At 73.6% G+C, this 19,153-nt stretch carries 15 protein-coding genes; 4 read left to right on the top strand and 11 right to left on the bottom strand.

Annotation, left to right across the window (positions count from 1 at the left end):
• Positions 1-5: 5 nt before the first annotated feature.
• Positions 6-1,889, top strand: coding sequence for an alkyl/aryl-sulfatase (locus tag ABD254_RS10030; RefSeq protein ID WP_344248086.1), 1,884 nt, complete (start codon positions 6-8; stop codon positions 1,887-1,889).
• Between the two features lie 103 nt (positions 1,890-1,992).
• On the opposite strand, the gene ABD254_RS10025 is transcribed toward ABD254_RS10030, so the two are convergent.
• Genes ABD254_RS10025 through ABD254_RS10010 form a run of 4 tightly spaced genes read right to left on the bottom strand, consistent with a single transcriptional unit; the run spans position 1,993 to position 4,519 of the window.
• Positions 1,993-2,349: a DUF202 domain-containing protein gene (locus tag ABD254_RS10025; RefSeq protein ID WP_344248084.1), complete on the bottom strand. Its 357-nt coding sequence runs from the start codon at positions 2,347-2,349 to the stop codon at positions 1,993-1,995.
• A 16-nt stretch (positions 2,350-2,365) separates the two neighbouring features.
• Positions 2,366-2,839: a YidH family protein gene (locus ABD254_RS10020; protein ID WP_425553706.1), complete on the bottom strand. Its 474-nt coding sequence runs from the start codon at positions 2,837-2,839 to the stop codon at positions 2,366-2,368.
• Positions 2,840-2,846: 7 nt separating this feature from the next.
• Positions 2,847-3,785 carry a hypothetical protein gene (locus ABD254_RS10015; RefSeq protein ID WP_344248082.1) on the bottom strand — a complete coding sequence of 313 codons (939 nt, stop codon included), beginning with the start codon at positions 3,783-3,785 and terminating at the stop codon, positions 2,847-2,849.
• Complete coding sequence (locus ABD254_RS10010; RefSeq protein WP_344248080.1) at positions 3,782-4,519, bottom strand: hypothetical protein; 738 nt, start codon at positions 4,517-4,519, stop codon at positions 3,782-3,784. Before ABD254_RS10010 ends, ABD254_RS10015 begins: the two co-directional genes overlap by 4 nt.
• A gap of 96 nt (positions 4,520-4,615) precedes the next feature.
• On the opposite strand from ABD254_RS10010, the gene ABD254_RS10005 reads away from it, so the two are divergent.
• A complete protein-coding gene (locus ABD254_RS10005) occupies positions 4,616-5,401 on the top strand; it encodes an isocitrate lyase/PEP mutase family protein (RefSeq protein ID WP_344248078.1) in 786 nt (261 codons plus the stop codon).
• Positions 5,402-5,452: 51 nt separating this feature from the next.
• Here the strand turns inward: ABD254_RS10005 and ABD254_RS10000 are convergent, their stop codons facing one another.
• Both ABD254_RS10000 and ABD254_RS09995 read right to left on the bottom strand, forming a co-directional pair.
• Complete coding sequence (locus ABD254_RS10000; protein ID WP_344248076.1) at positions 5,453-6,505, bottom strand: S66 family peptidase; 1,053 nt, start codon at positions 6,503-6,505, stop codon at positions 5,453-5,455.
• Positions 6,506-6,548: 43 nt separating this feature from the next.
• Positions 6,549-6,998, bottom strand: a complete 450-nt coding sequence (locus ABD254_RS09995) for a DUF2255 family protein (RefSeq protein WP_344248074.1) — start codon at positions 6,996-6,998, stop codon at positions 6,549-6,551.
• Positions 6,999-7,518: 520 nt separating this feature from the next.
• On the opposite strand from ABD254_RS09995, the gene ABD254_RS09990 reads away from it, so the two are divergent.
• Complete coding sequence (locus ABD254_RS09990) at positions 7,519-9,204, top strand: HNH endonuclease signature motif containing protein (RefSeq protein ID WP_344248072.1); 1,686 nt, start codon at positions 7,519-7,521, stop codon at positions 9,202-9,204.
• A gap of 250 nt (positions 9,205-9,454) precedes the next feature.
• Here the strand turns inward: ABD254_RS09990 and ABD254_RS09985 are convergent, their stop codons facing one another.
• Genes ABD254_RS09985 through ABD254_RS09975 form a run of 3 tightly spaced genes read right to left on the bottom strand, consistent with a single transcriptional unit; the run spans position 9,455 to position 15,052 of the window.
• Positions 9,455-10,717, bottom strand: coding sequence for an arginine deiminase (locus tag ABD254_RS09985; RefSeq protein WP_344248070.1), 1,263 nt, complete (start codon positions 10,715-10,717; stop codon positions 9,455-9,457).
• Between the two features lie 52 nt (positions 10,718-10,769).
• Positions 10,770-12,218 carry a basic amino acid/polyamine antiporter gene (locus ABD254_RS09980; RefSeq protein ID WP_344248068.1) on the bottom strand — a complete coding sequence of 483 codons (1,449 nt, stop codon included), beginning with the start codon at positions 12,216-12,218 and terminating at the stop codon, positions 10,770-10,772.
• Between the two features lie 47 nt (positions 12,219-12,265).
• Entirely contained in the window at positions 12,266-15,052 is a 2,787-nt protein-coding gene (locus ABD254_RS09975; protein ID WP_344248066.1) for a cation-translocating P-type ATPase, read from the bottom strand.
• Between the two features lie 82 nt (positions 15,053-15,134).
• Here ABD254_RS09975 and nhaA point away from each other — a divergent pair, with 82 nt between their 5' ends.
• Complete coding sequence (gene nhaA, locus ABD254_RS09970) at positions 15,135-16,970, top strand: Na+/H+ antiporter NhaA (protein ID WP_344248064.1); 1,836 nt, start codon at positions 15,135-15,137, stop codon at positions 16,968-16,970.
• Position 16,971: 1 nt separating this feature from the next.
• Here nhaA and ABD254_RS09965 read toward each other — a convergent pair whose 3' ends face one another.
• Together ABD254_RS09965 and ABD254_RS09960 are read right to left on the bottom strand one after the other, a co-directional pair.
• Positions 16,972-17,421 (bottom strand): nitroreductase family deazaflavin-dependent oxidoreductase, encoded by a 450-nt coding sequence (locus ABD254_RS09965; protein ID WP_344248062.1) that lies wholly within the window; start codon positions 17,419-17,421, stop codon positions 16,972-16,974.
• Positions 17,418-19,130, bottom strand: a complete 1,713-nt coding sequence (locus tag ABD254_RS09960) for an NAD(P)/FAD-dependent oxidoreductase (RefSeq protein ID WP_344248060.1) — start codon at positions 19,128-19,130, stop codon at positions 17,418-17,420. Before ABD254_RS09960 ends, ABD254_RS09965 begins: the two co-directional genes overlap by 4 nt.
• Between the last annotated feature and the right edge of the window lie 23 nt (positions 19,131-19,153).

Raw genomic sequence — 19,153 nt, 5'->3', positions numbered from 1 at the left:
GCGCCATGCCTACGACGCCCAAACCCGCAACCCCGACCGTCGTCAGCCAGCAGCAGGCCGTGCTGAACAGTCTGCCGTTCTCGGACACCCAGGACTTCGAGGACGCGAACCGCGGTCTGGTCGGCCGCCGCCAGCCCAACGCCGTCACGGATGCCCACGGCACCGTGGTGTGGGACAACGACACGTACTCCTTCCTCGACGGTGACGCTCCCGACACGGTGAACCCGAGCCTGTGGCGCCAGTCCAAGCTGAACGTGGCCGAGGGCCTGTTCGAGGTGGTCCCGGGCATCTACCAGGTGCGCGGCATGGACCTGTCGAACACGTCGATCATCGAGGGCGACGAGGGCGTCATCGTCATCGACACCCTCCTGACCAACGAGACCGGCGCCGCCGCCCTCGCCCTGTACCGCGAGCACCGCGGCGACCGGCCGGTGAAGGCGATCGTCTACACCCACTCGCACGCCGACCACTACGGCGGCACCAAGGGCTTCATCTCCACCGCGGACGTCGACTCCGGCGCGGTCAAGATCTTCGCGCCCGAAGGTTTCGTCGAGCACTCCATCGTGGAGAACGTCTACGCGGGCACGGCGATGAACCGCCGCGCCGCCTACATGTTCGGCGCCGCCCTCGCGCGCGGCCCGCAGGGTCAGGTCGGGGCGGGCCTCGGTCAGACGCTCTCGACCGGCGAGGTCTCCTTCGTCCCGCCCACCGACATCATCTCCACGACCGGCCAGGAGGTGACCGTCGACGGCGTCCGCATGATCTTCCAGATGGCGCCCGGCACCGAGGCACCGTCGGAGCTGCTCCTGTACCTGCCCGACTTCAAGGCCCTGTGCACCGCGGAGGACGCGACCCACACGCTGCACAACACCCTGACGCTGCGCGGCGCCGTCGTGCGCGACCCGCACGCCTGGGCCCACTACCTCACCGAGACCATCGACCTGTTCGGTGGTGACGTCGAGGTCGCCTTCGCGTCCCACCACTGGCCGACCTGGGGCAAGGAGCGCGTGGTCCGGTTCCTGCAGGACCAGCGCGACATCTACGCCTACCTGCACGACCAGACCCTGCGCATGCTCAACAAGGGCCTCACCGGCCCGGAGATCGCCGAGGAGATCCAGCTCCCGCCGGCGCTCGAGAACGCGTGGAACGCCCGCGGCTACTACGGCTCCGTGAGCCACAACGTCAAGGCCATCTACCAGCGCTACCTCGGCTGGTTCGACGGCAACCCCGCCCACCTGTGGGAGCACACCCCGGTCGAGCGGGCCAAGCGCTACGCGAAGCTCGCCGGCGGCGTCGACGCCCTGGTGACGAACGCCCGCGAGGCGTTCGACGCGGGCGACTTCCGGTGGGCGGCCGAGGTCGCGAACCACGCCGTCTTCGCCGAGCCCGACCACGCCGCCGCGCGCGAGGTGCTCGCCGACACGTACGAGCAGCTCGGCTACGGCGCCGAGAACGGCACCTGGCGCGACTTCTACCTCGCGGGCGCGATGGAGCTGCGCGACGGCCAGTTCGGCACCCCGACGGAGACGAACGCGCCGGACGTCATCGCCAACCTCACCCCCGAGATGCTGTTCGACGCCCTCGCCATCCAGGTGAACGGCCCGGAGGCCTGGGACGAGAACCTGTCGATCGACGTCGTGCTCACCGACGCCGACACGCGGTACCGCGTGCGGCTCTCCAACGGCGCCCTCACCTACAGCGCGGCCGCCCAGGAGGGCGACGCCGACGCGACGATCACCGGGACGCGGTCCGCGCTCCCCGCGCTCGCCGCGGGCTCGCCGGACGCGCTCGCCGCCGCGGGGCTCGAGGTCACCAACCCGTCCGTCCTCGGCCGCCTCGTCGCCGTCCTCGACCCGGGCGACAAGAACTTCGCCATCGTCACCCCCTGACACCAGCCAATCGCCGAACACGGGGTTGGGTTCGCTTTGAGGCCTCAAAGCGAACCCAACCCCGTGTTCGACGTCAGAAGAGCATCGTTCAGAAGAGCATCGTTCAGAAGAACACGGCCAGCACCAGCCCGGCCGCGCCGAGCAGCGTCGTCCCGGCACAGATGAGGGCGATCCGGAAGCCGTGCCGCAGCCGCGGCTCGTCGTGGCCGAGGTGCCGGTGCGTGTGGTGCGCGTGGCGCTTCGCGAACCACCACAGCGGCGGGGTGAGGACGAGCGCCACCGCGGCCGCGAGCGCCAACGTCCTCGGACCCTCGACCGTCGGGAGCGTCTGCCACGCCACCCCGCACACCGCGGTGAACGACAGCAGCGTGCGGCGCCACGCGAGGGCCGTGCGCTCGGCCTGGAGGCCGCGGTCCCGCTCGGGCCCGACGAGCGGTGGGGTGCTCTCGTCGCCGGTCATCGTGCGCCCCCCATCGTCAGCCCTGGTGCAGCAGGAGCGCGAGCAGGACGAGGACGCCCACGACGCTGACGGTCACGACGAGGACGAAGCCCGTCAGCCCGCCCGGCAGCGGGCCGTGCTCGCGCATCGCCCGCTCGGTGCGCGCCCACTCGACGGCGGCCGCGACCGGCACCAGGGCCCCGGCGACGAGCAGCACGATCGACGACGCCAGACGCAGCCCGGGCTCCATCGGCAGGTCGAGCGCCTCGAGCGCCGTGCCGCCGGCGATGAGCCCGAGGGCGGTGCGGATCCACGCGAGGATGGTGCGCTCGTTGGCCAGGGAGAACCGCGGGTCGGGCTCCGCGCCCTTCTCGTAGACCCAGCGGGGGAACCGTTCGCGGCTCACCTCGACCACCGGGTCGGGCTCGGCCGGCAGATGGGTCGGCAGGTCAACGTGCTCTCCTTCGTCGCGGCGGGTGCTGCCGACATCCTCCCGCAGCGGGCGCGTCATGACCTGCTCACGGCGGGTCGTTGACGAACCGGAGCTTCACGCGGACGTCGTCGAGCGGCACGACGAGGGTCGACCCGTGGGGCGACCACCGCTCGGGCACGAGGAAGAGGGTGCCGCCGCCCTCGACCAGCAGACGCAGGCCGCGGTAGCGGAACCGGTACTCCCCGTCGCCCGCCGCGAGGTCCTCCTCGGTGACGGCCGGGTCGCCCACCTGCAGCCGCTGCGGCGTGTCGACGACGACGGCGGGAAGGCTGCCGAGGTCACGGGCGAGCTCCTTGGCCTGGCCCCGGCCCGCCCACTCTGCCACAGTGCCCGTGGCCCAGAAGAGCGCCGCGATCACCGTGAGGACGAGCAGCAGGGTGGCGGTCCGCGCCGGGTCGGGACCGGCCGGCCGCGGCCCGCGGGCGGCGCCGTCTCCGGGCGGATGGCCGGGCGGATCGCCGGGCGGATGGCGGCGTGCCCACGTCAGCCCGTAGGCGAGGGCCGCCGCCCCGGCACCGATGACGAGCGGGGTCACGAGCGGGTAGTACGACCACGCCCCGAGCGCGGGGTACGCGAGGAGCAGCACCACGCCGACCGTCAGCACGGCGCTGCCGCCGAGCCCCAGCCCGCGCGTCCAGCGCCGCGCCACCGGCTCCGGCGCCTCGGCGAGCCGGCGCCGCAGCGCCGCGTCCGCGAGGACGAGCCCCGCGCCCACGACGAGCATCCCGAGCATCGGCACGAGCAGCGGCCCCGGGCTGCGCATGACGAACTCCTGCGTGCTGTACCCCAGCAGGTCCACGTCGACGCCGAAGTACAGGTACTGCGCGCGCGTCGAGACGTAGCCGAAGTAGAACAGGATCGCGGTGACGAACGTCGCGGGCGCGACCACCGAGCCCAGCACCGACCAGACGCGACCCAGCGTGCCGGGCTGCTCCGCCTCCGGCGCGGGGGGCGGCCGCGTCACGGCGTCGCCTGCTCGCCCGTCGGCTCGTCGGTCGGTTCGTCGGTCGGTTCGTCGGTCGACCCGTCGGTCGCGGCGGGATCGACGGATTCGACGGGCGCGGGGTCGGTCGGCCCGTCGTCGGTCTCGGGGTCGCAGTCGTACTCGCCGGAGGGATGGCACATCGTCCACGTCTGCCCGAGCGTCGCGCCGGCGGCGTACTCGTCGCACACCGCCTGGGTGTCGCACCGTGCGACCGCGTCCATCGTCAGGAGGACCACCTCGGTCACCGGGGTGGGCGGCGTGACCGCGACGGTGCACGAGACGGAGCCCGCCGCCGTGAGGACGGCCTCGACGCACGGCGTGCCGCCGCAGGCCCGGTCGACGAGCGCGGCGCCCGGCGTCTGCAGCCAGAGGGTCGTGATGCTCACCCGCACCCCGTCCGGCAGCGCGTCCTGGAGGGAGGCGAGCCCGCACCACGCGCCGTCGACCAGGGAGAACTGGTCTCCCCCGACCAGGAGCCCGGCCAGGTCGGCCTGGGGTTCGCCCCCGACCTCCGGGAGCGGCTCTTCGAGCTCGCCGTCGCCGACCGGCGGGGCGGACTCGGACGACGTCGCGCCGGGCCCCGAGCCGGTGCCGTCCGCGCATGCCGTCGCCGTTGCCGTCAGAACCAGCAGGGCCACCAGCGCGCCGAGCAGTCGTCTCATCTCGCCCTCCCGGGTGAACCGGGCCGCGTCGTCGCGGTCAGGGCGTCGCACGAGCGCGTGCGTCGTCCTACCGGTGGGGAGCCCGCCGGCGGCACCGCTGATACGGCAACGGCCGGCATGTCGGCCCCGGTCGGTAGCGTGCCTGGCATGCGCGCCGACTTCCTCGCCCTGCACCGCCCCGGCGACCCGCTGCTGCTGCCCAATGCGTGGGACGTGGGATCCGCGCGGATCCTTGCCGCACTCGGGTTCGCCGCCGTCGCGACGACGAGCAGCGGGTTCGCTGCCACGCTCGGCCGGCCCGACGGCGCGGTGTCGCGCGTGGAGGCGCTCGAGCACGCGGCCGCGCTGGCGGCCGCCGTCGACGTGCCCGTGAGCGCCGACCTGGAGAACGGGTTCGCGGACGCTCCGGACGACGTCGCGCAGACCGTCCGCGCCGCTCGGGACGGGGGCCTCGCGGGCTGTTCGATCGAGGACCACACCGGGCGGACGGACGACCCGGTCTACGAGCGGGGGCTCGCCGTCGAGCGTGTCGCGGCCGCAGCGGAGGCGTCCGGCGACGTCGTGCTCACCGCGCGCTGCGAGAACCACCTGCACGGCCGCGACGACCTCGCGGACACGATCGCGCGGCTCCAGGCGTACCAGGATGCGGGCGCGGACGTCCTGTACGCGCCGGGCCTGCGCGACGCCCGACAGGTCACGACCGTGTGCCGGGAGGTCGACCGGCCGGTCAACGCGCTCCTCGTCGCCGGCGGGCCGACGCCGGCAGAGCTCGCCGAGGCGGGCGTCGCTCGCATCTCCGTGGGCGGCACGTTCGCGTGGAACGCCCTGAGCGGGCTCGTCACCGCCGCCCGCGAGCTGCTGGCCGGCGACGCCTCGTTCCTCGACCGCACCGGGCCGGCGCGCGAGGTCGTGGGTCGCGCGTTCACGGTCTGAGGCGGTCTCCGGGTCATCCGTGCACGCGGCTGCTGAGGCGACCTGGCTCCGCTACCCCACGAGGTGCTGGGTGATCACCGACTCCTCCGGCGAGTGCTGCACGCGCGCGAGCGCGCCGTTGACCAGGGCGAGGAACGGCGGCACGTGGCCGCACTCGACGTCGCCGAGCACGGGGATGCCCAGGTCGCCGAGCGCGTCCCGGGCGGCGTCGTGCTGGGTGAATCCCTCAAGGCCGGGGGCGCGCGTGCGGCTGACCAGGACGGCGTTCGCGGCGTCGAACCAGCCCGCGTGCCGCAGGGCCCACAGCGCGCGGCCGATGTCGTCGGCGCCCCACTCGCACACGTCGAGGTAGACGACCAGGCCCTCCGGCGCGTGCTCGGCGGCGAACCGCGGCACGTCGCCGTACGCCGTCCCGGCCAGGAACGGCAACATCTCCACGCAGCCGCCGATCAGCCGGCCGGTGACGTCCACGGGTTCGCCCGGGTCGGCGCCGGCGTCGAGGCGGAGCCAGGAGCCCGGGGTGTCGAGGGTCCAGGTCGAGACGTCCGGGTGCCCTTCGTAGTCGTCCCAGCCGGACCGGCGGTGGCGGCGCGGCGAGCGCTGCACGAGGGCGGCACCTGGCACCCCCGACTGCTCGGCGGCGGCCACGTCCCACCAACCCAGCAGGCCGTCCGGGACGTCGTACGGGGTGTCCATGAGGTTCTGCCCGTGCAGCGTCGCGACGCCGGTGCGCAGCGTCAGCGGGAGCAGGACCGTCGACATGTCGGAGAAGCCGACGAGCCAGGTCGGGTCGGCGGCCAGCGCCTCCCAGTCGAGGCGGTGCAGCAGGTCGATGGCGAGCGACCCGCCCCATGGCGGCACGACGGCGCGCACCGCGGGGTCCGTGAGCATCGCGGTGAGCTCCGCGGCGCGCGCGTCCGCCGGGGCGCTGACGATCCCCTCTCCTGTGGTCGTGCTGCCCACGCGGACCTCGTAGCCCTTGGCGCGCACGACGTCGACCGCGTGCTGCAGGCGGGCATGAAGGCGCTCCTCGACGCCGGACGACGGCGCCGTCACGCCGATCGTGTCGCCGGGGCGCAGGGGGCGGGGGTAGCGGATCGTCATGGCCGGGATCGTCTCCGCCCGAGCGGCGTGATGTCCACCGGAATCAGCTGCTCGGACAGGGGGCGTCCGCATCCCGCACGGGCCCCGCCGTCGCGACGCGCAGCCGCAGCGCAGCGACCGCCTGGGTGACCCGCTCCCCTACGGTGACGCGGCGCGGCCTGAGCCGAAAGGTCGCGGCCGTCGCCGTGTCCGACAGGACGGCGTCGATCTTCGCCCTGCCGTACCCGTCGTACTTGGCTCGGTACGCGTCGTCGAGCGGGCCGTGCAGCTCGGGCGCGACCTCCGTCAGCACGACCGGGTACTCCGCCCCGTCCAGCCGCACCCGCGCCCGCCCGGCCCGTGACCACCCGTCGCCCGGGACGGTCCGCACGTACAGGTCACGGCCGAGCCGCACGACCCAGCTGCGCGCGCCACGTTCAGCGTCGGCGGCGAGGAGGTGGACGGCGGGGGCGGCGGCCAGCGCGCCGATGTCGTGGGTCCCGGTCGTGGTCATGGGCGTCTCCTCGTGGTCGGGCGTCAGAGCGGAGGGCGTGCGGTCGAGAGGCGTGATGGGTCCTTCGGTAGGGGCGGGACATGCGTCGGGGCAGGTCGCAGGACCTGCCCGCCGATGGATGAACCGATCTCGGGGCGCTGCTGTTCCCCTCGACACAGGTCCCCACGCGATGCGCGTCGGCCCTGCACCGGCGGCGCACACAGCCTCCCGGCCCTCAGACCGCCGCACGACACCCGAGCCGGCGCCGTCGGGCGCACCGCGGTCGCTGCGCGAACGGTTCGGCAGCTCGGCACGCGTTCAATCCCGCCCTCCCTCGCTCGACCGCGCCCCGGCCAGCGCCCATCGGGGCCACGGTCGTGTCCACCGGTCGAGCCATTCGACACGCGGGGTCGAGACCACCGGTCGAGACCGTGGAGACCCTGGCTTCGCGCCGACCGGCGCCTCTCGCGCCTCTCGTCTCGCCCACGACGGTCGAACAGACGTTCGACTCCGTGTCGGTGGCTCCTGGTTGACTTGTCGCATGGCACGGACGCCGGGCACCGCAGCAGCACAACTCGTGCTGGACGCTGCGCTGGGCCGGGCAGCGGACGAGCAGACGGCCGCGAACGCCGCCTTGGGACGCCGCACCGTGGCGCTGGCCGAGGTACTCGCCGCGACCGAGGCCGCCCCGGAGACGATGCTCGACCTCGACGTCCCGCGGGTCGCGACCGCGCCGGCCGTACGGCGTTCTTCCGTCGCTCACCGAGCGTTGGCGGCAGAGGTCGCGTGCGCGCTGGGGATCGGCGAAGCCTCGGCCTCCACCCTGCTGTCCGACGCGCAGGTCCTGACCCGGCGCGCCAGAGCCACCCTCGACGCGCTGTGCACCGGGAGGATCAGCTACCGGCACGCGGCCGTGCTGGTCGAGGCCGTGGCCGACCTGCCCGCCCACGCCGTGGCCGAGATCGAAGCGGTCGTGCTGCACCGCGCCCCGGAGGTGACCGCGGCGAAGTTCGGCGCCCTGGCCCGCGCGGCCCGCGACCTGCTGCACCCCGTGCCCGCCGAGGTTCGGCACGAGGCCGCGAACCTGAAGGCCGACGTGTGGGTCGATGACGGCAAGGACGGCATGTCCTGGCTCACCGCGCACCTGCCCTCTCCTGTGGCGCACGCTGTGCACGACCGCCTCACCCGCACCGCCGCCCGCGCCAAGACCACCGGCGACCCCCGTGGCATCGGGCAGCTACGCGCCGCCACCCTGACCGCCCTGCTCCTCGACGACACGGGCAGCACCGGCGGCACCAGCGGCCCCGAGGCTGGTGCCGAGCGCGAGCCCGAACGCAAGGCCGGGGAGTCCGACACGGCAGCGGCTACTGAGACGCCCCCATCAGGCGCGGCCTTCGATTCGCCGCCAGTTGCAGGACCACCCGGCGCGACACCGCCCGGCACGTCACCGCCGTCGGAACCACCGGGCACGAGGTCACCCAACCACCCACCAGCAACGCCGCCCCCGGACCCGCTGGTCACGCTGGCGCGCAGCATTCGGCCCGTCGTGCACGTGACGGTCCCGGTCACCACCCTGACCGGCGCGAGCGAGGATCCGGGCACGCTCGACGGCACCGTTCCCCTCGATGCGGAGACCGCACGACAGCTCGCCGCCCACGCCCCGACGCTGCGGCGCATCCTCACCGACCCCGTCACCGGGGCCATGCTCACCGTGGACCGGCGTAGCTACGTCGTGCCCGCCGACCTGCGCGCCTTCCTCACCCTGCGCGACGTCACGTGCCGGTTCCCCGGCTGCCGCATCCCCGCCACGCGCTGCGACGTCGACCACACGACCGCGTGGGTCGACGGCGGCCCCACCGACGCGCAGAACCTGGCGCACCTGTGCCGCAGACATCACACGCTCAAGCACGAGTCCCGCTGGAACGTCGAACAGCTCGACCACGGCGTCCTGGCCTGGACCTCACCCCGCGGCCGCACCTACCTCACCACCCCCGGCACCGCCGACCACACCCTCGGACTCCTCGACGAATGGACCGCCGAGACCCGCGACCTCGTCCGGGAGCCGGCACCCGCGACCACCGCCCTGACCACTGGCGACGGCCCGATGCCAGATAGCGCCACCACTGCGGCGTCCGGCACGACCGACACCGACACCGAGACCGCTCCGATCCACGGCACCACGCGACCGACCACACGGGCGGACCGCGCCGGCGAACCGCCGTTCTGACTCGGGTCCCCGCACGGCGTCGTCCGTTCGCCACCCACGGGCCCGCCGCAAGCCGGCGAGCGGCGCTCAAGATCCCGGGCTGGGGGCGGGACACTCCTATGGTTCGTCAAGCCGGTGTCGGGTCTGCCTCGAGCAGTCGGTAGAGGTCTCGAGCGACTGCGAAGGCACGAAGCCAGTCAGACCAAGGGTCACGCGCGCGGTCACCAAGCCACAGCCCAGCACCATCAGGCTGCGAAAGCGATCCTCACAGTCAGTCCAGCGGGTCACGGGCGATGGGGCAGGTCATGCAGTGCCCACCTCCGCGGCCCCGGCCGAGCTCGGCGCCGACGATGGTGATGACCTCCACCCCGGCGCGGCGCAGGGCGGCGTTGGTGAGGGTGTTCCTGTCGTAGGTGAAGACGACGCCGGGCTCAAGCGCGACGGCGTTGTTCCCGGAGTCCCACTGCTGCCGTTCGGAGGCGTACACGTCCCCCTCGGTCTCGACGACCCGCAGCCGTGGCAGCCCCATCGCCCGCGCGACGACGTCGACGAACGGGGTGTCGCCCTCGTCGGTGACCTCGACGCCGGGCGACCGGTCGCTGGGACGGAGCGTGAACGTGTGGATGCCGTCGACGATCGCCGGGTGCACGGTGACCAGGTCCCGGTCGGCGAAGGTGAACACGGTGTCCAGGTGCATCGCCGCACGCAGCCGTGGCATCCCCGCCACGACCACCTGTTCGGCGGCGCCGCCGTCGAACAGCGCCTTGGCGAGTTGCGTGATGCCCTGCCGCGAGGTGCGCTCGCTCATCCCGACCAGCACGACGCCGTTCCCGACGGGCATGACGTCGCCGCCCTCGATCGTCGCCTGCGCCCAGTCCTGCTCCGGGTCGCCCCACCAGACGGTGGAGCCCACGTACTCCGGGTGGAAGGAGTAGATCGCCTTCATCAGCAGCGTCTCGTCCTTGCGTGCGGGCCAGTACAGCGGGTTCATCGTGAGGCCGCCGTAGATCCAGCACGTCGTGTCCCGGGTGTACAGGGTGTTGGGCAGGGGCGGCAGCAGGTACTCGCGGGCGCCCGTGGACTCGCGGGCCAGGGTGACGTAGTCGGTACGGAAGTCCTCCGGGAGGTCGGAGGTGGCGAGGCCGCCGATCAGGACCCGGGCGAGGTCCTTCTCCGCCAGCGAGTCCAGGTAGTCGCGCGTCGGCTCCAGCAGCCCCAGCCCCACCCGGTTCGGCACCACCTTGCGGTCCAGCAGCCAGGCGCGGGCCTCGCCGATCGCCATCGTCTGCGCCAGCAGGTCGTGCAGCTCGACGACCTCGACCCCCCGGTTGGTCAGCTTGTTGACGAAGTCCAGGTGGTCGCGCTGGGCGTTCTCCACCCACATCACGTCGTCGAACAGCAGGTCGTCCGAGTTCGTGGGCGTGAGCCGCTCGTGCGCCAGCCCGGGCGAGCACACCAGCACCTTGCGCAGCCGACCGACCTCCGAGTGGACGCCGTGCACGGGGACGGACGGTGTGGACGGGGCGGTCGTCATCGTGATGAACCTTTCGTCGGCGGGGACGGACGACAGTGAGGTGCCTGGCCGGTCAGATCGAGATCCACCCGACGGCGAGCCCGACCACGGCGATCACGGCGACGGCGACCACCGCCACGAACAGGACCAGCTCGCCGCGCGTGAAGACCCGCCGCCCCTGCTCGCGCCGGGTCATGAGGAACAGGATCGTCGCCGGGGCATAGAAGAGGAACGAGACCAGCACGAGGTCGAAGCCGGCCGCGAAGACCAGGAACGCCGTGTACAGCACGGCGAGCACCGTGATCACCAGGTCCGCGCGCAGGGTCGAGGACCGCGCGCCGTCGTACGTCTCGCGGGTCACACGGAGCTTGGCAGCGTAGAGGGCGGCGAGCAGGAACGGGATCAGCGTCATGACGGCCGTCATGTCGAGCGCGAAGTCGAAGGCGTCCTCGGAGAAGTACGTGAGGACCAGCACGACCTGCGAGAGCGACGTGCTGAGGAGCAGCGCGTTGACCGGCACGTCGCGGTCCGACTGGCGCGCGAGGAACCGGGGCATGTCACGGTCCTTCGCGCTGACGAACAGCACCTCCGCGGCCATGAGCGTCCACGCCAGGTACGCCCCGAGCACCGAGACGATCAGCCCGACGCCGACGAAGACGCTGCCCCACTCGCCGACCGCCGCCTCGAGGACCCCCGCCATCGACGGCTGGCGCAGCTCGGCGATCTCCGCCATCGGCATGATCCCGTAGGACACGATCGACACCGAGGCGAAGATCGCGAGCACGCTCACGAAGCCGAGGATCGTGGCGCGGCCGACGTCCTCGCGCCGCTTGGCGTGCCGGGAGTAGACGCTCGCCCCCTCCACTCCGAGGAACACGAAGACGGTGACCAGCATCGTCCCGCGCACCTGGTCGAACAGGGAGCCGGCGTAGTCCGCGCCGCCCCAGTTCTCGGCGAAGACTGCCGGGTCGAAGACGAACAGCGCGAGCAGCACGAAGACGATGATCGGGATGACCTTGGCGACCGTGACGATCCGGTTGATCGCCGCCGCCTCCTTGATCCCCCGCCGCACGAGCAGGAAGAACAGCCACAGGCCGACGGTGGAGCACGCGAGCGCCAGCACCGTGTCCCCGGCGCCGAGCGCCGGGATCCACTGCCCCAGCGTCGACATGATGAGCACCCAGTAGGTGACGTTGCCGACGCAGGCGCTGGCCCAGTAGCCCGCGGCCGCGAAGAAGCCCGTGTACTCGCCGAAGCCCGCCTTCGCGTAGGCGTAGATGCCCGCGTCGAGGTCGGGCTTGCGTACCGCGAGGCGCTGGAAGACGAACGCGAGCATGAGCATTCCGGTGCCTGCCACCGCCCAGGCGATGAGGGCGCCCATGGCGCCCGTCTGGGAGGCGAAGCGGCTCGGGAGCGAGAACACTCCGGCGCCCACCATCGAGCCGACGACCATGGCGGTGAGGGTCAGCAGGGAGACCTTCGTCGTACCGCCTGCGGTCGTCGCGGTGTCCTGGCTGGTCACGCTCCGATGCTGGCACGGGACCCGACGGTGTGCGCGTCGGGTGCCGATCAGTGTCGGCGGGCCCCCCACCACTTGACTCCCTCGACGAGGACGAACACCACGACCGACAGCCCCAGCGTCTTGCCCCACTCCTCGAGGCCGATGGGCGCCGCGTCGAACCAGTCGTGCATGAACGGCGCGTAGACGAACACGCACTGCAGCGCGATCAGCGCGCCGGCGGAGATCCAGATGACGCGGTTCCCGCGCAGCACGTCGAGGGTGACGCTGGAGCGGTCCAGGAACCGGCAGTTGAACAGGTACGCGAGCTGCCCCAGCGCGAGCATCGTGACGGCCGTCGTCTGCGCCTCGGCCAGCGGCGTGTCCTGCGCCCGCTCGGCGTAGAACACGAGCATCGTCGCGCCGCCGATGAGCAGCGACACGACCAGGATGCGACGCACGAACACCGCGTCCAGGATCGAGGCCCCCGGGTCGCGCGGGGGCCGCCGCATCACGTCGGGCTCGGCACGCTCGTACGCGAGCCCCAACGAGAGGGTCACCGCGGTGATCATGTTGATCCACAGCACCTGCACCGGCGCGAGCGGCAGCGTCAGCCCGAACAGCACCGCCACGAGGATGACCAGCGACTGCGCGCCGTTGGTCGGCAGCAGGAAGAGCACGGACTTGCGGATGTTGTCGTAGATCCGCCGTCCCTCCTCGACCGCCCGCTCGATGGTGGCGAAGTTGTCGTCGGCGAGCACCACCTCGGCCGCCTCCTTGGTGGCCTCCGTCCCCTTGATGCCCATCGCGACGCCGACGTCGGCCTGCGTGAGCGCGGGGGCGTCGTTGACGCCGTCGCCCGTCATCGCGACCACCTCGCCGTGCGCCTGCAGCGCCGACACGATGCGGATCTTGTGCTCCGGGCTGGTGCGCGCGTACACGTCGACGTCGCGCACGACGGCCCGCAGCTCCTCGGTGGTCATCGCCTCCAGCTCCGGGCCGGTGAGGACGGCGGGTGCGTCCGCGCCGGCGTCCCGGCCGCCCGCCGCCGCGCCGACGATCCCCATCTCGCGCCCGATGGCGACGGCGGTGCCCGCGTGGTCGCCGGTGATCATCTTGACGCGGATGCCGGCGTCGCGGCACTGCGCGATGGCGTCGACCGCCTCGGGGCGCGGCGGGTCGACGATGCCGACCAGCCCGCACAGCTCGAGGTCGGTGAGGGTCTCGACGAGCTCGGCCGCCGGGTCGGTGGGGGCGCTGCGGCGGGCCGCCGCCAGGACCCGCAGCCCCTGGCCGCCGAGCGCGTCGATCTGCCGCTCCCAGAACGCGCGGTCCAGCGGCTCGCTTGCCCCCGCCGGCGACGTCTGCGTGGCGCACCGGTCCAGAACCCGGTCGGGCGCGCCCTTGAGGTGCACGTGCAGGCCGCCGTCCGGGTCGCGGTCCTGGGTGGCCATGAACTTGTTCTCGGACTCGAACGGCACGACGGCGACCCGCGACCAGCCGACCGGGTCCACGCCCGCCTTCATCCCGAGCGTGCGCACCGCGCCCTCCGTGGGCTCACCGACGAGCCGCCACCCGCCCGCACCGCCGTCGTCCGAGCCGCCCACCACGATCCGCGCGTCGTTGCACAGCATCATCACGGTGGCGACGGCGGCCAGGTCGGGGTCCTCGGTGAGGTCGGCGTGCCGGCCCCGCCCGCCGTCGGGCCCGACGAGCGCGACCTCGCCGTCCGGCGCGTAACCGACGCCGGAGACGGCGAACTCGCGGGCCCCGGTGCGCACGGAGCGCGCGGTCATCTCGTTCTTCGTCAGCGTGCCGGTCTTGTCCGAGCAGACGGTCGTCACGGAGCCGAGCGTCTCGACGGCGGGCAGCTTGCGGGTGATGGCCCGGCGGCGCGCCATCTGCTGCACGCCGAGCGCGAGGGTGATCGTCACCAGCGCCGGGAGGCCCTCCGGGACGGCCGCGACGGCGAACCCGATGGACGCCGACACGAGCTCGGCCACCGAGAAGTCGTGCACGAGGCGCCCGACCAGCACCATCACCACGGCCATCCCCAGGATGAGGACGGCGAGCGCCTTGCCGAACCTGTCGAGCTGGCGCGTCAGCGGCGTCTCGAGGCTCGTGACCTCGGAGATCATCGTCTGGATGCGGCCGATCTCGGTGGCCTCGCCGGTCGCGGTGACGACGCCGACCCCCTGCCCGGCCGCCACGAGGGTGCCCGAGAAGAGCATGCTCGTGCGGTCCCCCACGCCCGCGTCGGCGGCGACCGCGTCGACGCTCTTCGCCGCTGCGACCGACTCCCCCGTGAGGGCCGACTCCTCGACCCGCAGGTTGGTCGCCTGCAGCAGCCGCACGTCGGCGGGCACCTTGTCGCCCGAGCGCACGCGGACGACGTCGCCCGGCACGACGTCGTCGGCGTCGACCTTCGCCCAGGCCCCGTCGCGCCGCGTCTCGGCGTGCACGGACAGCATCTGCCGGATGCCGTCCAGCGCGCTCTCGGCGCGGCCCTCCTGGATGAAGCCGATCGCCGCGTTGATGACCGCCACGGCGAGGATCACGGTGAAGTCGACCCAGTCGCCGAGGATCGCCTTGAGCACCGCCGAGACGAGCAGGATGTAGATCAGGATGTCGTCGAAGTGCACGAGGACCCGCTTCCACAGCGGGTCCCGCTCGGGCGGCGGCAGCCGGTTGGCGCCGACCTCCGCCAGGCGCGTCGCGGCGTCGGCGGAGCCGAGCCCGCCCGCGTCCGCCCGCAGGGCGGCGAGCACCGCGTCGGGCGCCAGGGACCACGGCGCGGGGGCGCCGCCGGCGCCCGGCCCAGCAGTCGACTCGACCGAGGCGTCCGGCGCTGATCCCATGCGCCCCATCTCACCGCCGATCGCCCGCTCGCGCGCGCCGACGTAGGCTCCTCGCACACCACCGACGGACTGGGGGACACGCATGCCTGGACTGTCGTTGCGGGAGCGCCTGCGCACCGAGTCGGGCGCCGCGCTGCTGCTCCTGGGCGTCACGGTGCTCGCGCTCGTGTGGGCGAACTCGCCGCTGTCGGCCGCGTACACGCACCTGTGGGAGACGCCCGTCAGCATCGACGTGGGCGACCTGCGCTTCGACATGGACCTGCACCACTGGGTCAACGACGGGCTCATGGTGCTGTTCTTCTTCGTCGTCGGGCTCGAGGTGCGCCAGGAGCTCGCGATCGGGTCGCTCCGGCAGCGCAGCCAGCGGCTGATCCCGGTCGTGGCGGGCACGCTGGGCGTCGTCGTGCCGGCCTTGGTCTTCCTCGCGGTCGCGGGCGGCGACGCGCCGCACGGCTGGGGCGTCGTCGTCGGCACCGACACGGCGTTCCTGCTGGGAATCCTCGCGCTGGTGGGCCCCGCGATGTCGAGCCAGCTGCGGGTCTTCCTGCTCACCCTGTCGGTGGTGGACGACTTCCTCGCGGTGGGGATCATCGGCGTCGTCTACTCCGAGGACGTGCGCGTCGGGCCCCTGCTGGTGGCCGCCGCGTGCCTCGGGGTGCTGTGGCTGCTGGGGCGGATGCGCGAGTGGCGCAGCGCGCCCTACGTCGTCGTGGTCGTGGTGCTGTGGGGGGCGACGGTGCAGGCGGGCGTGCACCCGTCGATCGCCGGCATGCTCGCGGGCCTGCTGGTGCCCGCCGCCGCGACGCAGCGCTCGGACGTGCTGCACGCCAAGAGCCTGTTCCGCGCGTACTGGCAGTCGCCCGACGCGAGCGTCGCCCGGAACGTGCAGGCCGGCCTGGCCCGGTCGATCTCCGTGAACCACCGCCTGCACGAGGTGCTGCGCGGCCCGGTCTCGCTCGTCGTCGTGCCCGTGTTCGCGCTGGCCAACGCCGGGATCGACCTGCGCGGGGGCGCCCTCGGCGACGCCCTCGGGTCGGTGATCACGTGGGGCGTGGTCGCGGGCCTCGTCGTGGGCAAGGTCGTCGGGATCAGCCTCGGCACCTGGGCAGCGCTGCGGGCACGCCTCGGCGCGCTGCCCGACGGCGTGGGCCCCGGCAGCGTCGTGGGCGGCGCCGCGCTGTCCGGCATCGGGTTCACGGTGTCGCTGCTTGTCGTGGACCTCGCGTTCGACGACACCGCGGCGGCGCAGGCCGCGACCGTCGGCGTGCTGATCGCGATGGCGGTCGCGTCGCTGCTGGGCTGGGCGATCTTCACCGTCGCGCGGGTGCGGTACGGCGAGACGAGCGCCGACCTGCCGACCACGCTCACCCCCGCCGTCGACCCCGAGCGCGACCACGTCAAGGGAGAGCCCGACGCCGCGCACACCGTCGTCGAGTACCTCGACTTCCAGTGCCCGTTCTGCGCCCGCGCCACCGGGATGGGCGCCGAGCTGCACGAGCACTTCGGGGACCGGGTCCGGTACGTCGTGCGGCACCTGCCGCTGGACGACGTGCACCCGGAGGCGCACCTCGCCGCCGTCGCGGCCGAGGCCGCGCACCGGCAGGGCCGGTTCTGGGAGATGCACGACCAGCTCTTCAGCCACCAATCCCGGCTCGAGCCGGACGACCTGCGCGAGCACGCCGCCGAGATCGGCCTCGACCTGGAACGCTTCGACGCCGACCTGGCCGACGTGGCACTGCACGAGCGCGTGGCCGACGACGCCGCGAGCGCCGCGGCGTCCGGCGCCCGCGGCACGCCCACGTTCTTCCTCGACGGCGTCCGGCACCGGGGCCCGCACGACGCGCGCACGCTCATCGCGGCGCTCGAGGCCCGCGAGCGCGTCGAGGAGGCCGACCCGGCGCGGCGCCGGAGGTCGTGAGCTACGCCCAGCTCACGAGCTCGAACACCGGGTGGCGGTCCGCCTCGGCGACGAACTCCTCCACCGGGGCGTCCAGCGACGCGACGAAGTAGGGCCGGGTCGGCCGGGACCCGCGGACGTACTTCTGCAGCACCGGCCCCGCCTCGAGGGCCGACGCCTCCCGCACCGTGCACACGTGCCGGTCGAACGCGCGGCGCAGCACCACCCGCGGGTCGGCGCGGACGTTGTGCACCCATGCCACGACGCCGTAGGGCGCCACCAGCCAGCGCCGGCCGTCGTGCTCGACGAGGGTCGCCGGGTTGGTGCGCGGCCGCCCGGACCGGCGGCCCCTCGTGGTCAGCAGATACGTCCGGGGCACGAGATGGGCGCGGACGAACACGCTGATGACGGCGTCCCCCACGCGGCGTCCCCGGCTGCGCTCGAACCGACGCGGCTCCGACGTGCTGGTCATGACGGGCCCCCTTCGCGGTACTCCTGCTCGCGCAGCCAGGCGAGGTGCGCATGCACCAGCGGCAGCACGGACGCGCCCTCGCCGCTTGCGGAGGCGACGCGCTTCATGGACCCGGCCCGCACGTCGCCGACGGCGAAGACGCCGCGCAGCGTCGTCTCGAGGCTGGCCGGCGGGCGGCCGCCGGTCCAGGCATCGCGCGGCACGTCGCGGCCGGTGAGCACGAAGCCGTCGCCGTCGAGGGCGAGGCCGCCGGGCAGCCAGCCGCAGTCGGGCTCCGCGCCGAGCAGGCAGAAGAGCCCGTCGGCGTGGGCCTTCGTCAGCTCGCCGGTGCCGACCTCCCGCAGGACCAGCCACTGCAGGCGCCCGTCGCCGCCGCCGTCGGCCACGGCCGTCCCGGTGCGGACGGTGATGGTCGGGGTCGCGGCGATCTCGCGGACGAGGTAGTCGGACATCGTCTCGGCGAGGCTCTCCCGGCGCACCAGCATGGTCACCGACCCGGCGAACTTCGCCAGGTGCACCGCCGCCTGGCCCGCGGAGTTGCCGCCACCGACCACGTACACGTCCCGGTCCGCCATCTCGCGGGCCATCGACGTCGCCGCGCCGTAGTGCACGCCCGCGCCGACCAGGTCGTCGAGGCCGGGCACGTCGAGGCGTCGGTAGGTGACCCCGGTGGCGAGGACGACGGTGCGCGCGCACATCTGCGCGCCGTCGACGTGCACGTGGTGGTGCTCCGGCTCGTGCGCCGGGCCGGGCTCGATCGCCGTCGCGGGGCGGCCGGTGTAGAAGCGGGCGCCGAAGCGGCCCGCCTGCACCCGGGAGCGTTGCGCGAGCCGCATCCCGGAGATGCCGCGCGGGAACCCGAGGTAGTTGCGGATCATCGAGCTGGACCCCGCCTGGCCGCCGATCGCGTCGCGCTCCAGCACGACCGTCGACAGGCCCTCCGACGCGGCGTAGACCGCGGCCGCGAGGCCCGCCGGGCCGGCGCCGACGATGACGACGTCGGCGATCTCGCCGTCCGGGATCGAGTCGAAGCCGCCGTACATCGCCTCGGCGACGGCGCTCGGCGTCGCGCCGGCCAGGACCCGGCCGTTGAACGCGCGCACCACGGGCAGCGCGGCCCCCGGGCCGGCGGACTCGAGGACGGCGCGGGCCTCGTCGGCGCCCGGGTCGAGCGTGCGGTTCGGGATGCCGAGCCGGTCCAGCAGGTCGCGCACCGCGGCGGCCCCGCGGTCGCCGGGGTGCGCGACGACGTCGGTCGCGGTCACCGTGGGCCGCGCGACCGACCAGCCCCACTCGGACAGCAGCTCCGTGAGCGCGGTGTGGAACTCCTCGTCGCGCGCGCCGCGCGGGATGCCGACGAACGTGTCGAAGTCGCGGCGCAGCAGGGCGGCGCGCATCTCGTCCAGGGCGTCGGCGTACTCGTCGCCCGCGACCAGCGCGACCCGTCGCGCCGTCGACACGACGGCCGGCACCTGGTGCAGCAGTTCGACCGCACCGCCGTCGGGGAGCCGCCGCTCGGCCGCGACCATCGCGATCGGGGTGCGGGCGGCGACCAGGTCGCGGGCGACGTCGAGCGCCGCGCGGGCCGTCGTGACCGGCTCGATCCGGTAGTCGCGGTCGTAGCGCGCGCGGAACTCCCGCTCGACGGCGTCCGCGTGCGCGGCGGCGACGAGCAGGATGACGGGCCGGTCGTCGGGGCGATCGGGCATGCGGCCAGGGTAGGCGCGCACGC

The sequence above is a fragment of the Isoptericola hypogeus genome (assembly GCF_039531145.1).
GTDB lineage: Bacteria > Actinomycetota > Actinomycetes > Actinomycetales > Cellulomonadaceae > Isoptericola > Isoptericola hypogeus.
The sequence above is the reverse complement of the archived record's forward strand: the minus strand, read 5'-3'. Positions and strand labels throughout refer to the sequence as shown.